This window comes from Actinomadura sp. NBRC 104425 (assembly GCF_030269545.1).
Classification (GTDB): Bacteria; Actinomycetota; Actinomycetes; order Streptosporangiales; family Streptosporangiaceae; genus Spirillospora; species Spirillospora keratinilytica.
Window position 1 is genome coordinate 114100 of record NZ_BSTN01000003.1, and the last position, 14007, is coordinate 128106.

15 protein-coding genes are annotated in these 14007 nt (G+C 73.1%); 8 read left to right on the forward strand and 7 right to left on the reverse strand.

Translation table 11 applies throughout. The features are described from left to right. Positions 1–54 precede the first annotated feature (54 nt). A complete protein-coding gene (locus QSK22_RS06360) occupies positions 55–399 on the reverse strand; it encodes a histidine triad nucleotide-binding protein (RefSeq protein WP_285493042.1) in 345 nt (114 codons plus the stop codon). A 276-nt stretch (positions 400–675) separates the two neighbouring features. On the opposite strand from QSK22_RS06360, the gene QSK22_RS06365 reads away from it, so the two are divergent. Together QSK22_RS06365 and QSK22_RS06370 are read left to right on the forward strand one after the other, a co-directional pair. Further along, positions 676–1263, forward strand: coding sequence for a SigE family RNA polymerase sigma factor (locus QSK22_RS06365; RefSeq protein WP_502872281.1), 588 nt, complete (start codon positions 676–678; stop codon positions 1261–1263). A gap of 226 nt (positions 1264–1489) precedes the next feature. Continuing rightward, positions 1490–2143, forward strand: a complete 654-nt coding sequence (locus QSK22_RS06370; RefSeq protein WP_285493043.1) for a hypothetical protein — start codon at positions 1490–1492, stop codon at positions 2141–2143. A 124-nt stretch (positions 2144–2267) separates the two neighbouring features. Here the strand turns inward: QSK22_RS06370 and QSK22_RS06375 are convergent, their stop codons facing one another. Genes QSK22_RS06375 through hrcA form a run of 3 tightly spaced genes read right to left on the reverse strand, consistent with a single transcriptional unit; the run spans position 2268 to position 5194 of the window. Then, positions 2268–2999: a 16S rRNA (uracil(1498)-N(3))-methyltransferase gene (locus QSK22_RS06375; RefSeq protein WP_285493044.1), complete on the reverse strand. Its 732-nt coding sequence runs from the start codon at positions 2997–2999 to the stop codon at positions 2268–2270. Positions 3000–3043: 44 nt separating this feature from the next. Next, complete coding sequence (dnaJ, locus tag QSK22_RS06380) at positions 3044–4177, reverse strand: molecular chaperone DnaJ (protein WP_285493045.1); 1134 nt, start codon at positions 4175–4177, stop codon at positions 3044–3046. After that, the gene (gene hrcA / locus QSK22_RS06385; RefSeq protein WP_285493046.1) at positions 4178–5194 is read right to left on the reverse strand and encodes a heat-inducible transcriptional repressor HrcA; all 1017 of its coding nucleotides are present in this window, start codon (positions 5192–5194) and stop codon (positions 4178–4180) included. It abuts the gene before it with no gap. Between the two features lie 195 nt (positions 5195–5389). Between hrcA and QSK22_RS06390 the strand changes: the two genes are divergently transcribed. Continuing rightward, on the forward strand, positions 5390–6226 hold the full coding sequence (locus tag QSK22_RS06390; RefSeq protein WP_285493047.1) for a DUF3097 domain-containing protein: 837 nt from the start codon (positions 5390–5392) through the stop codon (positions 6224–6226). A gap of 108 nt (positions 6227–6334) precedes the next feature. After that, the gene (locus tag QSK22_RS06395) at positions 6335–6886 is read left to right on the forward strand and encodes a DUF4870 domain-containing protein (protein ID WP_285493048.1); all 552 of its coding nucleotides are present in this window, start codon (positions 6335–6337) and stop codon (positions 6884–6886) included. 65 nt (positions 6887–6951) lie between these two features. Here QSK22_RS06395 and hemW read toward each other — a convergent pair whose 3' ends face one another. After that, complete coding sequence (gene hemW, locus QSK22_RS06400) at positions 6952–8160, reverse strand: radical SAM family heme chaperone HemW (protein ID WP_285493049.1); 1209 nt, start codon at positions 8158–8160, stop codon at positions 6952–6954. Positions 8161–8336: 176 nt separating this feature from the next. Here hemW and QSK22_RS06405 point away from each other — a divergent pair, with 176 nt between their 5' ends. Continuing rightward, entirely contained in the window at positions 8337–9206 is an 870-nt protein-coding gene (locus QSK22_RS06405; RefSeq protein ID WP_285493050.1) for a hypothetical protein, read from the forward strand. A 330-nt stretch (positions 9207–9536) separates the two neighbouring features. Continuing rightward, entirely contained in the window at positions 9537–9956 is a 420-nt protein-coding gene (locus QSK22_RS06410) for a DUF4870 domain-containing protein (RefSeq protein WP_285493051.1), read from the forward strand. A 34-nt stretch (positions 9957–9990) separates the two neighbouring features. Here QSK22_RS06410 and QSK22_RS06415 read toward each other — a convergent pair whose 3' ends face one another. Next, positions 9991–10740 carry a Uma2 family endonuclease gene (locus QSK22_RS06415; protein WP_285493052.1) on the reverse strand — a complete coding sequence of 250 codons (750 nt, stop codon included), beginning with the start codon at positions 10738–10740 and terminating at the stop codon, positions 9991–9993. A 269-nt stretch (positions 10741–11009) separates the two neighbouring features. Then, positions 11010–12845, reverse strand: coding sequence for a translation elongation factor 4 (gene lepA, locus QSK22_RS06420; protein WP_285493053.1), 1836 nt, complete (start codon positions 12843–12845; stop codon positions 11010–11012). 261 nt (positions 12846–13106) lie between these two features. Here lepA and rpsT point away from each other — a divergent pair, with 261 nt between their 5' ends. Continuing rightward, the gene (gene rpsT, locus QSK22_RS06425; protein ID WP_285493054.1) at positions 13107–13385 is read left to right on the forward strand and encodes a 30S ribosomal protein S20; all 279 of its coding nucleotides are present in this window, start codon (positions 13107–13109) and stop codon (positions 13383–13385) included. 66 nt (positions 13386–13451) lie between these two features. Then, positions 13452–14000, forward strand: coding sequence for an RNA 2'-phosphotransferase (locus tag QSK22_RS06430; RefSeq protein WP_285493055.1), 549 nt, complete (start codon positions 13452–13454; stop codon positions 13998–14000). Positions 14001–14007 lie beyond the last annotated feature (7 nt).

The following is a 14007-nucleotide window of genomic DNA, read 5'->3' on the forward strand; positions in this document are numbered from 1 at the left end:
CCGCGGCGCCGCCGGGGAAACGGCGCCGCGGGGGAGACGGCGGCGCCGCGCCCGTCAGCCGGGCGGCCAGTTCAGCCCGCGCCCGCCGAGGACGTGCGCGTGCACGTGGAAGACCGTCTGGCCCGCCTGCGGACCGGTGTTGAACACCACCCGGTAGCCGGCCTCGGCCACGCCCTCGTCCACGGCCACCTGGTGCGCCTCGCGCAGCACCTCGGCCGCCAGGTCGGCATCGGCGGCGGCCAGCTCGGCCACGTTCTGGTGGTGGTCGCGGGGAATCACCAGCACGTGCGTGGGGGCCTGCGGGTTGATGTCGCGGAACGCCACGGTGCGCGCCGTCTCGCGGACGACCTTGGCGGGCACGTCCCCTGAAACGATCTTGCAGAACAGGCAGTCGGTCATCGGTCTCCCTCCGCGATCGTGCCCGAATCCTACCGAGCGGCGCCGGACCCGCGGCCCCGGCCGCGGCTCGCCGATCGCCCGATCACGGATCGGCCGCATTCCAGCGGTCCGCTGGATTAAGGTGGCAACCCTGGCGTACCCCCCGGTCCGGAACCCCTGCGCCTCCCGCCTTTCGGCCGGTCGGGTTCGTCATGCACGCCGTCCCGAGGCGCTCATCCGAACGGATGGCCGCAGGGCGGCACAGGCGGCGGATAGGTGACCGAGGTTGGCAGGAACATGCCCTTTCGTAAACCGGACGACGAGGGCGCGCGTCCCACAGACGTGACCGAGACCCTCGTGGCCAGGGGCACGGCGGGGGCGGTGGCCGTCGCCTGGGATGCCGATCAGGCGCTGACCGCCCTGTACAGCGCCAACTACCGTTCGCTGGTTCGGCTCGCGGCGATGCTGGTCCGCGACGCCGGGACGGCCGAGGAGGTCGTCCAGGACGCCTTCGTCGCCATGCACGGTGGCTGGCGGCGCCTGCGCGATCCCGACAAGGCCCTGTCCTACCTGCGTCAGTCGGTGGTCAACCGGTCGCGGTCGGTGCTGCGGCACCGCGCTGTGGTGGAGAAGTACGCCCCCAAGGGGCTCCCGGACGCGCCCAGTGCGGAGGCGGGCGCGATCGGCGAGCTGGAACGCAGTGCGGTGGTCGAGGCGCTGCACCGGCTGCCCGCCCGCCAGCGGGAGGCCCTGGTGCTGCGCTACTACGCCGACCTGTCCGAAGCGGAGATCGCCAGCGCGATGGGCATCAGCCGCGGCGCCGTCAAGAGCCACACGGCCCGCGGGATGGCCGCGCTGCGCAACGTCCTGGAGCAGTTCTCGTGACTTCCACCCAGCACCTGAGGCCGCCCGGGCCCCCCGGGCGGTCGAGGGGCGGCCCTGCCGCGCCGTCGGCCGTCGGGGGCGCGCGTCTGAGGGGCGACCCCCCGCGCGCGACGGCGGCACCGCATCCGCCGTCGCGCGCCTGCGGGCCGTCCTCGCGACCGAGCAATCGAAAGGAGGACGGGGCCTCCGCCGGCCTGCGGGCCGCTCCCTTCGCCCCGGATGTGACATGACCGACCCCCACGACGAGTACGGCGAGATCCTCCGCCGTGCGCTCAACGCGGAGGCGGAGAAGGTCACCCCCGCGGCCGACGGCCTGGAGCAGATCCGCCGACGCATCGAGGAGCGGCGGCGGCGCCGGTTCTCCTGGGACTGGTTCACCGCCAACTGGGCGCGTCCGCTGCTGGCGGTCGCGGCCGCCGTGGCGATCGCCGGACTCGGCGTCTCGGCGCCGCAGACGCTGGGGTTCCTGTCGTCGACCGCCGGCGGCAACGGCTCGTCCGACGGCCAGGAGCACAGCAGCCTGGACGGGACGGTCTCCGGCGCTCCCGGGGCACAGCCCGGCACCCGCCTCCCCGACTCCTACGGCAGCGCTCCCGGCGACGCCCCTTCGGCGTCCGCCACCGTCACCCCGTCGACCGCCAGCGGCTCCCCCGGGTGCGCTGACGGCGACAGCACCACGGACCGGGCCTCCGCCGGCTCCCCCGCCCCGCAGGCGAGCGGCCCGTGCACCACCCCGCCGACGACGCCGACCCCGCCGACGCAGCAGCCGCCCGACACGCCGACGACGCCTTCCAGCGAGCCCTCCGAGCAGCCCGAGGCACCGACGTCGAGCGAGCCCGCTCCCGCCTCCACGGACGCGCCCGCCGTGGCCCCGGAGTGATCCGACGGGTCACCGAGCCGACGCGCGCATTCCCACACCCCGCGATCCCTCCAGCCCGGGATCGGCTTCCGCATGCCCGCAAGACGCACGCCCGCACCCGTGCCGTGCGCGCCTTGGCGTGCGCTTACCAGCGGCCGGCGGCGGCGAGCAGGACGGCCGCGGCCGCCACGCCCGCGGTGGAGGTGCGCAGGACGGTCGGGCCCAGCCGGACCGGACGCGCCCCGGCGGCGGCGAACCGGTCGAGCTCCTCGGGGGCGATGCCGCCCTCCGGGCCGACGACCGCCACGATGTCGCCGCTGCGGGGCGGCCGCAGCGCGCTGAGCGGCTCGGCGGCCTCCTCGTGCAGGACGACGGCGCAGGCCGCGGCGGCGATCCGGGCCTCGACGTCGGCGGTGGCGGCCAGCGGCGGCACCTCCGGCAGCCAGCTGCGGCGGGCCTGCTTGGCGGCCTCCCGGGCGGCGGTGCGCCAGCGTCCCAGGGCCTTGTCGCGCCGGTCCGGGCGCCACTGCGTCACGCAGCGGGCCGCCGCCCACGGAACGATCTCGTCCACGCCCGCCTCGGTCATCGTCTCCACGGCCAGCTCGCCCCGCTCGCCCTTGGGCAGCGCCTGGACGACCACCAGGCGCGGCTGGGGGCGCTCGTGGCGGTGCCGGGCGAGCACGTCCAGGGTCAGCGACGCGCGGTCGGCGGCGGCCACCACGCATTCGGCCAGCAGCCCGGCGCCGTCGGTGAGGTCGACGCGCTCGCCGGGCCGCAGCCGGCGCACGGTGGCCGCGTGCCGGCCTTCCGGCCCGTCGAGCAGCACGCGGTCGTCCTCCAGCGCGGAGGACTCGGCCAGGAAGACCGGCGGAGACACAGGTTCCCGTTCTGACTGGTCGCCGTCCGGGGATTTCCCCGGGGCTACTGGTTGAACACGTCGCGCAGCCGTGAGAACACGCTGCGCTGGCCGGGGGCGAACTTGCCGGGCGGGCGCTCCTCGCCGCGCAGCTCGGCCAGGCGGCGCAGCAGCGCCTCCTGCTCGTCGTCGAGCTTGGTCGGCGTCTCCACGTTGACGTGGATGAGCAGGTCGCCGCGGCCGCTCTCGTTCAGGTGCCGCACGCCCCGCCCGTACAGGGTGATGACGTGGCCGGACTGCGTGCCCGGCTTGATGTCGACCTCCTCGGCGCCGTCCAGGGTGTCGATGGTGACGCTGGTGCCGAGGGCCGCCGCGGTCATCGGGATCTGCACGGTGCAGTGCAGGTCGTCGCCCTCCCGCTCGAAGATCGGGTGCTGCTTCTCGACGATCTCCAGGAACAGGTCGCCGGGCGGGCCGCCGCCCGGGCCGACCTCGCCCTCCCCGGCCAGCTGGATGTGGATGCCGTTCTCCACGCCCGCCGGGATCTTGACCTTGACGGTGCGGCGGGTGCGGACCCGGCCGTCGCCCGAGCACTCCGGGCAGGGGGTGCGGATCACGCTGCCGAAGCCGTTGCAGCGCGGGCACGGCCGCGAGGTCATCACCTGGCCGAGGAACGAGCGCTGCACCTGCTGCACCTCGCCGCGGCCCATGCAGGTGTCGCAGGTCTCCGGGTGGGTGCCGGGGGCGCAGCCCGACCCGTCGCAGGTGGTGCACACCACGGCGGTGTCGATCGTCAGCTCGCGCGTGGTGCCGAAGGCGGTCTCGGCCAGGTCCAGCTCGACGCGCAGCGTGGCGTTGCGGCCGCGCCGGGCGCGGGTGCGCGGGCCGCGCGAGGTCGCCGTGCCGAAGAAGGCGTCCATGATGTCGCTGAACGGGAAGCCGGCGCCGCCGAACGGTCCGGCCCCGCCCGCGCCCCCGCTCGGGGCGAACGGATCCGCGCCCAGGTCGTACATCTCGCGCTTCTTGGGATCGGAGAGCACCTCGTACGCCTGGGTGATCTCCTTGAACCGCTCCTGGGTCTCCGGATCGGGGTTGACGTCCGGGTGCAGCTCGCGGGCGAGCCGCCGGTACGCCTTCTTGATCTCGTCCGGGCTCGCGTCGCGGCGGACCCCCAAGGTCGCGTAGTAGTCGTTGGCCACTTACGACCCCGCCAGGATCTGTCCAACGTAGCGTGCCACTGCCCGTACCGCTCCCATCGTGCTGGGGTAGTCCATGCGTGTCGGCCCGAGCACTCCGAGCCGGGCCAGCGTCCGATCCCCGACGCCGTAGTCGGCCGCGACCACCGAGGTGAAGCGCAGCCCCTCGTCGGGGTTCTCCGTGCCGATCCGCACGGTAACAGAAGACGAGGAGTCGCCGACCTCGCCGAGCAGGCGCATCAGCACCACCTGCTCCTCCAGGGCCTCCAGGACCTCGCGCAGGCTCTGCGAGAAGTCGACGGCGGCCAGGTTGGCGGCGCCGGCGAACACGATCTTCTCGTCGTGCTTTTCGACCAGCGTTTCCAGCAGTACCGACAGTACCGCCGCGGCGACCGGCCGGTCGTCCACCGCCACCTTCTCCGGAAGGTCGGCCACGGCGTTCGGCACCTCGCCGAGCCCGCAGCCGTCCAGACAGGTGTTGAGCAGCGCCCGCAGGTGCCCGACGGTCTCCTCGGAGACGTCGCGCGGCGTCTCGATGACCCGCTGCTCGACCCGGCCGGTGTTGGTGATCAGGACCAGCAGCAGCCGGTGCGAGGCCACCGGTACCAGCTCCACGTGCCGCACCGTCGAACGGGTCAGCGACGGGTACTGCACCACGGCGACCTGGCGGGTCAGCTGGGCCAGCAGCCGCACCGTCCGGCCCACCACGTCGTCGAGGTCGTAGGCGCCGCTGAGGAACGTCTCGATGGCGCGCCGCTCGGCCGCCGACAGCGGCTTGATCGTGGACAGCCGGTCGACGAACAGCCGGTAGCCCTTGTCGGTGGGCACCCGCCCCGCGCTGGTGTGGGGCTGGGTGATGTACCCCTGCTCCTCCAGCACGGCCATGTCGTTGCGGATCGTCGCCGGGGACACGCCGAGGTTGTGCCGGTCGGCCAGCGACTTGGACCCCACCGGCTCGTTGGTGGAGACGTAGTCCTCGACGATGGCGCGCAGGACCGCCAGCTTCCGGTCGTCGAGCACGTGGTCACCTCCTCCCTGCCCCCGTACTGGCACTCCATACTTCCGAGTGCCAAGTGTACGGCCCGGCGGGCGCAGGCTGGAGTGCCCGGCGCGGTCGGAAACGGCCCGGGGCGCCCCGGGGGCCGGCCGCGGCCTCCCGGGCCGCGCCACGCCGAAGGACGTGCGCCGCCGATGCCGGGGCGACCGGTGCGGTTAATGTGCGGATCCGTGCGGAGTAAGGACTACGGAAACGACGTCCTGGCGGGCGACTGGCGGCGGCCCCGCAAGGGCAGCGTCCCCGAGATCCCGGCCGAACGCGACCTTGTGGTGGAGGACCCCGACAGCGGCTTCTGCGGCGCCGTGGTCGGCTGCGACAAGTTCGGCGTGACGCTGGAGGACCGGTTCGGCAAGCGCCGGGTGTTCCCGTTGACCAAGGCGGGGTTCCTGCTGGACGGCAAGCCCGTCACGCTCGTCAGGCCCGCCCAGGCCCCCCGGGGGCCGCGGGCCCCGGCGCGCTCGGCCTCCGGGTCGATCGCGGTGAGCGGCCTGCGCGCGCGGGTGGCCCGGGAGAGCCGCATCTACGTGGAGGGCGTGCACGACGCCGAGCTGGTGGAGAAGATCTGGGGCCACGACCTGCGGGTGGAGGGCGTGGTCGTGGAGTACCTGGAGGGCGTGGACGACCTGCCCGCCATCGTGGAGGAGTTCGCGCCCGGCCCGCAGCGCCGCCTGGGCGTGCTCGTCGACCACCTGGTGGAGGGGTCCAAGGAGAGCCGGATCGCCGCGCAGGTGCGCTCCCCCCACGTCCTGGTGACCGGCCACCCGTTCGTCGACATCTGGCAGGCCGTCAAGCCCCGCGCCCTTGGAATAAGGGCGTGGCCGGACGTCCCTCGCGGCGTACCTTGGAAGCAAGGCGTGCTCGCTGCTCTGGGTTGGGGGGACGATGTGGGCGAGGGATGGCGGCGCATCCTCGGCTCCGTCGACTCCTTCACGGACCTGGAACCCGAGCTGCTCGGGCGCGTCGAAGAGATCATCGACTTCGTGACGGCCCCCTAGCGCCCTCCCGGCCGCGGTGCGGCCTCGGCGGGCACCCTGTCCCTGTCCCCTCCTATCCCTTGTCCCAGCCCCGCAGCCCTCACCGCAGGCGACCACGAGGAGCAGGCCATGACGCACGGGCAACCCGGCCAGCCGGGATACGACCCGCCCGACCACGGGCAGCAGCCCCAGCCCGGTTACGGCCCACAGGGCTACGGGCAGCAGCCCGGCTACGGGTACGAACAGCCCCCCGGGTACGGGCAACCGGGGTACGGCACGTACGGGCAGCCGCCCGCGTACGGCTCCTACGGCGGCCAGCTGCAGCCGTACGGCCCCGGGTACGGCCCCGGGCAGATCACCTCGGATGAGCGGACGTGGGCGCTGCTGGGCCATCTGGGCCAGTTCCTGCTCGGCTTCATCGCGCCGCTGCTGGTCTACCTGATCAAGAAGGACGAGTCGCCGTTCCTGCGGCACCACGGCGCCCAGGGCCTGAACTTCGCGATCACCCAGATGGTCTACACGGTCATCAACATCGTGCTGATGTTCCTGATCATCGGGTTCTTCACGTTCCTCGCGCAGTTCATCGCGGAGATCGTGCTGCTGATCATGGCGGCGGTCGCCGGGAACCGCGGCGAGTGGTACCGCTTCCCGTCGTTCATGGCCTGGCCCATGATCCGCTGACGCGCGCACCGCGCCGGGCCGGCCGCCGGGCCGGTCCGGCGCGTCCGGCCTTCCGGGTCGAGGCGTCAGATCAGGTCGCGGACGACGGCGTCGGCGAGCAGGCGGCCGCGCAGGGTCAGCACCGCGCGGCCGCGCCGGTAGGGCTCCGGCTCGATCAGCCCGTCGCCGATCATGCGGCGGACGGCGCCGTCGTCCAGCAGGTCGGCGGGGCAGCCGTCGGCCAGCCGCAGTTCGAGCATGATGCGCTCGACGCGGCGGTCGGTGTCGTCCAGGACCTCGCGTGCGTGCGCAGGGGTGACGCCCTCGGCCAGCCGCGCCGCGTAGGCGGCGGGGTGCTTGACGTTCCACCAGCGGGTGCCGCCGACGTGGCTGTGCGCGCCGGGGCCCACGCCCCACCAGTCGGCGCCCGTCCAGTAGAGCATGTTGTGGCGGCAGCGGGCGTCGGGGGCCGCCGCCCAGTTCGAAATCTCGTACCAGTGCAGGCCGTGCGCGCTCAGCAGTTCGTCTGCGATGAGGTAGCGGTCGGCCATGGCGTCGTCGTCCGGCTGCTGCAGCTCCCCGCGCCGCACCTGCGCGGCCAGGCGGGTGCCCTCCTCGACGATGAGCGCGTAGGCCGAGACGTGGTCGGGCTCCGCGGCCAGCGCCGCTTCCAGGGACGCCCGCCAGTCGTCGTGGCTCTCCCCCGGGGTGCCATAGATGAGGTCCAGGTTGACGTGCTCGAAGCCCGCCTTGCGGGCCCAGTCCACGACCCGGGGCACGCGTCCGGGGGTGTGGGCGCGGTCCAGCACGGCCAGTACGTGCTCGCGCGCGCTTTGCATGCCGTAGGACACGCGCGTGAACCCGGCCTCGCGGAGCTTGCCCAGGTACGCCTCGTCCACCGACTCGGGGTTGGCCTCGGTGGTGACCTCGGCGTCCGGGGCCAGCCCGAACTCGGCGTCGATGGCGGCCAGCACGCGGCCCAGGTCGTCCGGCGCCAGCAGCGTCGGGGTGCCCCCGCCCACGAAGACGGTCGCCACGGGCAGGTCCGCGTCGCCGAGCACCCGGCGCGCCATGCGTACCTCGGCGATCGCCGTGTCGGCGTAGGAGTCGCGGCTCGCCCCCGGGCCGAGCTCACCTGCGGTGTAGGTGTTGAAGTCGCAGTAGCCGCACCGCGTCACGCAGAACGGCACGTGCACGTAGAAGGCGAACGGCCGCGTCCCCAGCCCTTCCAGGGCGCGCGGGGGGAGCGCACCGTCGGCGGGTACGGGGTCACCATCGGGCAGGGTAGCGGGCACCCCTCCAGTCTGCCGCCCCCTGCCTCATGCCGAGACCGCCCCCGGGGGTCACCGCCCGGCGAGCCCGTCGCGCAGCCGGGCGGGCATGTGCTCCTCCGAGCGAGGGAAGCGTTCCAGGTCCGCCGCCTGCCGCGTGCGCCCCCGGGGTGGTGATCAGCGCGGATAGAGTCGGCCACGTGCGGAACCGAAAGGCGACGGGGTACGGCCGGGTGCCGGCTCGGGTGCTGCTGCACGGGGAGCCCGCCGGATGGCGCTCGGTGGTCGTCGACGAGGACGGGACGGAGCGGCACGCCGACCTCGGCGGCCCGGGCGTCCTGTGGAGTGAGAACGGCCGCGACGACCCCGAACCCGCGTGGTGGGCGCGCCGGCTGGCCGAGGCGGCGGAGGCGCTGCGCCGCCGCGTCGAGGAGACGCTGACCGACCGCACGTTCGCCGAGCTGGGCGTCGAGAGCGAGATCACCTGGTTCGCGGTGGACGAGCCGGTCGCCTGGGAGGGCCTGGTCACGCTGCGCGAACCCGATCCCGCGCGGTTCCCGGGACGGGTGCCGCCGTTCGTGGTGACGCTGGAGCCGGGGCGCGGCGCCCTGCTGCCGGACGCCAGCCTGCCGTTCACCACCCTCGCGCAGGACGCCTGGACCGCGCTGACCGCCGTGGCCGAGCGCTGTCGCACCCCTGCGCCGGTCGCCTCGTTCGTGTGCGGCTGGGAGGGCACGCGCACCGTGCGGGTGGGGCGCGGCAGCCTCTCGCTGTCGACCTGGCGCGGCCCCGACGGCGTGGAGCGGATCGGCGAGATCCACGGCGGGCGCCGCCCGGGCTGGGGCGGCAACCCCGAGCTGCGCGTCCGCCTCGACGGCATCGACCTGCTGGACGAACCCGCCCGCGACGTCATCACGCTGTTCCGCGACCTCGGCCACGAGGTGGTGACCAGGAGCGGCCTGCACGTCCTGCCCGCGCTGGGCGTGACGCTCTACCCGCCCGAGGGGACGGCCGACCGGTTCACCGCCGCAGCTCTCCGCGACCCGCTCGCCGACGACCGCCACCGCTGATCCGGACGGCGACGAGCCCGCCGGCCCGGCCCGCCGGCCGGCCGAGCAGCCGCTGCGGCGGTCCTGGCGGCGCCCGTGACGGCCCGCGACCCGGCCGCGGCCAAGGCCGTGCGCCAGGCGATCCGGGACGCCGCCCACGCCCGGGCGGCGCGGCGGCCGCTTCCCGCCGGGGCGGTGGCGGCCATCAACCGGGCCGCGGCGCACCGCTGGTCCCCGCCTGGCCGCCGCCCCATGACGGGGGCCGCACCCCGCCGCCGTGAACCGGGCCGGGCTCGGCAGCGTCAAAGGAGTCACACGGTTCGCCAACAGGCATTCGAGAGGACACCCGCCATGGCCTACGGGCCTCCGCCGTCCCCCGGCTACGGCCACCAGCCCATCCCGCCCGCCGCGGCGCCGGGCCACCGCGGCCATCCCCAGGGCCCCTCCGGCCACGACGACATGACGTGGGCACTGATGGCCTATGTGGGCCAGTTCGTGGTCAGCGTGATCGCGCCGCTGGTCGTCTACATCGGCAGGAGCCGCTCGCCGTTCGTCCGGTGGCACGCCGCGCAGGGGCTCAACATGGGCGTCGCGGCGGTCGCCGTGTGGGTCGTCGGGGCGCTGCTGTCGCTGCTGGTCGAGGTGCTGATCTGGGTGCCACTGGTGTTCAGCCTGGTCACCTTCGTCTTTTTGGTGCACGCGGCGCGCGCCGCCAACCGCGGCGAGTTCCGCCGCGTGCCGCCCTTCGTCGCCTGGCCGCTGTTCAAGTAGCCCGCCGCCCGCGGCCGCGGGCGGCGGGCGCCGTTCACCGCGCCGGGTCGCCGGGGCCGGGCAGGACGGTCATGGTGCCGGGCTCGCCGGGCGGCTGGTCCAGCCGGATGACGCGCCCCGGATAGGCGCGCTGGGCGATCTCGACGTCGCGTTCATCCCACTCCCCGTAGAACACCGGGCAGCCGTCCCACAACTCCACCTTCTCGGCACCGGTGGGCCAGCGGTGCCCGAAGGCGTCGATGAGGATGGGCTCCTCGCAGTGCGGCAGATCGGGGCCGATGCGGTGCGGCTGGTCGGGCACGGCGGCTGTCCTCCTCGCAGCGGACCGGCGCGGCAGCCGGTCGAAGATGACGTCGGGGGCGAGTTCGATCGGGAACGGCCGGGTGAGCTTGCGGGACCGGCCCCGGGTCACGCGGACCGCCTCGGCGTACCGGCCGTCACACCCGAGCTCGAACACCTCGACCTCGGGCTCGTCGCCGTTGAGGTCGACCACCCAGTACGACGGCACCCCGAAGCGCTCGTACATCTCCTTCTTCGGGCCGAGGTCGGCCGCGCGCGAGGCGTCCGAGGCGACCTCGACGGCCAGCAGCGGCCCGCCGTCGATGTACCACAGATCGTCCCTGGCCTGCTCCTTGCGGAAGACCATCAGGTCGGAGCGCAGCCAGGTGTCGTCCGCCAGCCGGGCGCCGAACCCCGTGAGCGACTCCTGGTCCTCGGTCTCCGCAAGCCCGATCGGCACCACCAGGTCGGAGACCAGAACCTGATGCAACAACGTATGGGTCACGACACACAGTGTTCCCGCATGAACACTCCGTCACCACCGCTTTACCATTTCCGCAACAACGCCCTACCTCCCGTCGACCAATCGCGCGCCTGCGGCCGCAGCGCCCCATGGGGGCGACGCCACTGCGGGGATGGCGGTTGTGCGGGCGCGGCGCCGCCGCAGGCATGACGGGCCTGCGGGCATGCCCGCTCGCGGGGCTCACGCGTTCGTCGGACGCGAGGGTTCCACGCACCCCCTGCACGTCCGGGGCGCCGTAAACGGGTGGTGTGCTACTTCTTGCCCTTGTCCGACGATTCGCCGGTGGACAGGGCGGCGACGAAGGCCTCCTGCGGGACGTCGACGCGGCCGATCGTCTTCATCCGCTTCTTGCCTTCCTTCTGCTTCTCCAGCAGCTTGCGCTTGCGGGAGATGTCACCGCCGTAGCACTTGGCGAGCACGTCCTTGCGGATGGCGCGGATGTTCTCGCGGGCGATGATGCGGGCGCCGATCGCGGCCTGGATGGGCACCTCGAACTGCTGCCGCGGAATGAGCTCCTTGAGCTTGCCGGTCATCATCAGCCCGTACTCGCGGGCCTTGTCGCGGTGCACGATCTGGCTGAAGGCGTCCACCGACTCGCCCTGCAGCAGGATGTCCACCTTCACCAGGTCGGACTCCTGCTCGCCGCTGGGCTCGTAGTCCAGCGAGGCGTAACCGCGGGTGCGCGACTTCAGCTGGTCGAAGAAGTCGAAAATGATCTCGGCGAGGGGCAGCGTGTAGCGGATCTCGACCCGGTTCTCCGACAGGTAGTCCATGCCCTGCAGGACGCCGCGCCGGCCCTGGCACAGCTCCATGATCGCGCCGATGTGGTCGCTCGGGGACAGGATCGTCGCCCGCACCACCGGCTCGTACACCGCGCCGACCTTGCCCTCGGGGAACTCGCTGGGGTTGGTGACCACGTGCTCGGCGCCGTTCTCCATCACCACCCGGTAGACCACGTTGGGCGCGGTGGCGATCAGCGACAGGTCGAACTCGCGCTCCAGCCGCTCCCGGACGATCTCCATGTGCAGCAGGCCGAGGAAGCCGCAGCGGAAGCCGAAGCCCAGCGCGGCCGAGGTCTCCGGCTCGTAGATCAGCGCGGCGTCGTTGAGCCGCAGCTTGTCCAGGGCGTCGCGCAGCTCGGGGTACTGGTCGCCGTCCACCGGATACAGACCGGAGAACACCATGGGCTTGGGGTCCTGGTAGCCGCCCAGCGGCTCGGGCGCCGGATTGGACGCCCCGGTGACGGTGTCGCCGACCCGCGCCTGCCGGACGTCCTTCACCCCGGTGATCAGGTAGCCGACCTCGCCGACGCCGAGCCCCTCCACCGGCTTGGGCTCGGGCGAGATCACCCCGACCTCCAGGGTCTCGTGCGCCGCGCCCGTGGACATCATCAGGCTCTTCTCGCGGCGCGACAGGTGCCCGTCGACGATCCGCACGTACGTCACCACTCCGCGGTAGGTGTCGTACACCGAGTCGAAGATCAGCGCCCGGGCCGGCCCGTCGGCGTCGCCGTCCGGCGCCGGGACCGTCTCGACGATCCGGTTGAGCAGCTCGGGCACGCCCTCGCCGGTCTTGCCGCTGACCCGCAGCACCTCGGACGGGTCGCAGCCGATGATCCCGGCCAGCTCCTCGGCGTACCGGTCGGGCTGCGCCGCGGGCAGGTCGATCTTGTTGAGCACCGGGATCAGGTGCAGGTCGGCCTCCAGCGCCAGGTACAGGTTGGCCAGCGTCTGCGCCTCGATGCCCTGCGCCGCGTCCACCAGCAGCACCGCGCCCTCGCACGCCGCCAGCGACCGGGACACCTCGTAGGAGAAGTCGACGTGGCCCGGCGTGTCGATGAGGTTGAGCACGTAGTCGCGGCCGTCCGGCCCGGTCCACGGCAGCCGGACCGCCTGGCTCTTGATCGTGATGCCCCGCTCGCGCTCGATGTCCATGCGGTCCAGGTACTGAGCGCGCATCTGGCGCTCCTCGACCACGCCGGTCAGCTGCAGCATGCGGTCGGCGAGCGTCGACTTGCCGTGGTCGATGTGCGCGATGATGCAGAAGTTCCGGATGATCGCGGGATCGGTCTTGTTCGGCTCAGGCACCGGCGTCCGTTCGCAAACTCACTGGTGGACATGGATGCGGCAGATCCTGCCGTATCCCATGGTCCCATGCCGCGCGGCGTGCTCGGTGCACGGGGCGCCGCTCGGTTTTGGCGGGACGGCGTTGATTGATAGGCTGTGCGACTGCGTGTGGCGTAGCGTCGTGCCCTGGGGCACCGTCGCCCCCGTCCCAAACCTTTTCGTCGGAGCCTGTCCGTGTATGGGGGCAGGCGAAGGATCGCAACCTAGCTGAGGCACTACGACGTGGCTAACATCAAGTCCCAGATCAAGCGGAACAAGCAGAACGAGAAGCGCCGCCTGCGCAACAAGGCCGTGAAGTCCGAGTTGAAGACGGCGATCCGCAAGTTCCGCGAGGCCGCGGAGGCGGGTGACGTCGAGCAGGCGATCGCGCTGCAGCGGCACGCCGCCCGCAAGCTGGACAAGGCCGTCAGCAAGGGCGTCATCCACAAGAACCAGGCCGCCAACCGCAAGTCGGCGATCGCCAAGCGGGCCGCCGCGCTGCAGGCCGCCGCTGCCGAGTAACTTCCGCGCTCGTCCGGTCGACGCCGCGGCCCGGTGGGGCCGCGGCGTCCGGCGTACTGTGACCTCATGGACGAACGCCGCACCGTGAGGATCTCCAAGTATCTGGCCCGGCATCTGCGGAACCGCCCCCAGGACATCCAGATCACCCTGGACCCGCACGGCTGGGTGGACGTCGACGAACTGCTGTCGGCCGCCGCCCGCCACGGCTTCCCCATCTCGCGCGACGAACTCGACCACGTGGTGGCCGTCAACGACAAGCGCCGCTACGCCTTCGACGAGACCGGCCGGCGCATCCGCGCCAACCAGGGCCACTCGGTCGACGTCGATCTCGACCTGCCCGTCACGCCCCCGCCGCCGTACCTGTACCACGGCACGACGTCCCGCTTCGTGGCCGCCATCCGCCGCGAGGGCCTGCGCCGCATGAACCGCCATGCCGTCCACTTGTCCCCCGACCGCCGGACCGCCGAGCGCGTCGGCTCCCGCCGCGGCACCCCCGTCGTCCTCACCGTGGACTCCGGTCGCATGGCCGCCGACGGCCACCAGTTCCGGGTGACCCCCAACAACGTCTGGCTGGTCGAGAGCGTCCCGCCCCGGTACCTGCGCTTCGGCGGCTGACCCGGGG

Excerpts from the sequence above, each read along its gene's own strand:
- QSK22_RS06370 (WP_285493043.1), top strand. The coding sequence starts at position 1,490 with ATGACCGACCCCCACGACGAGTACGGCGAGATCCTCCGCCGTGCGCTC.
- QSK22_RS06360 (WP_285493042.1), bottom strand. The coding sequence starts at position 399 with ATGACCGACTGCCTGTTCTGCAAGATCGTTTCAGGGGACGTGCCCGCC.
- QSK22_RS06390 (WP_285493047.1), top strand. The coding sequence starts at position 5,390 with ATGTGCGGATCCGTGCGGAGTAAGGACTACGGAAACGACGTCCTGGCG.
- QSK22_RS06365 (WP_502872281.1), top strand. The coding sequence starts at position 676 with ATGCCCTTTCGTAAACCGGACGACGAGGGCGCGCGTCCCACAGACGTG.
- QSK22_RS06430 (WP_285493055.1), top strand. The coding sequence starts at position 13,452 with ATGGACGAACGCCGCACCGTGAGGATCTCCAAGTATCTGGCCCGGCAT.
- QSK22_RS06410 (WP_285493051.1), top strand. The coding sequence starts at position 9,537 with ATGGCCTACGGGCCTCCGCCGTCCCCCGGCTACGGCCACCAGCCCATC.
- QSK22_RS06395 (WP_285493048.1), top strand. The coding sequence starts at position 6,335 with ATGACGCACGGGCAACCCGGCCAGCCGGGATACGACCCGCCCGACCAC.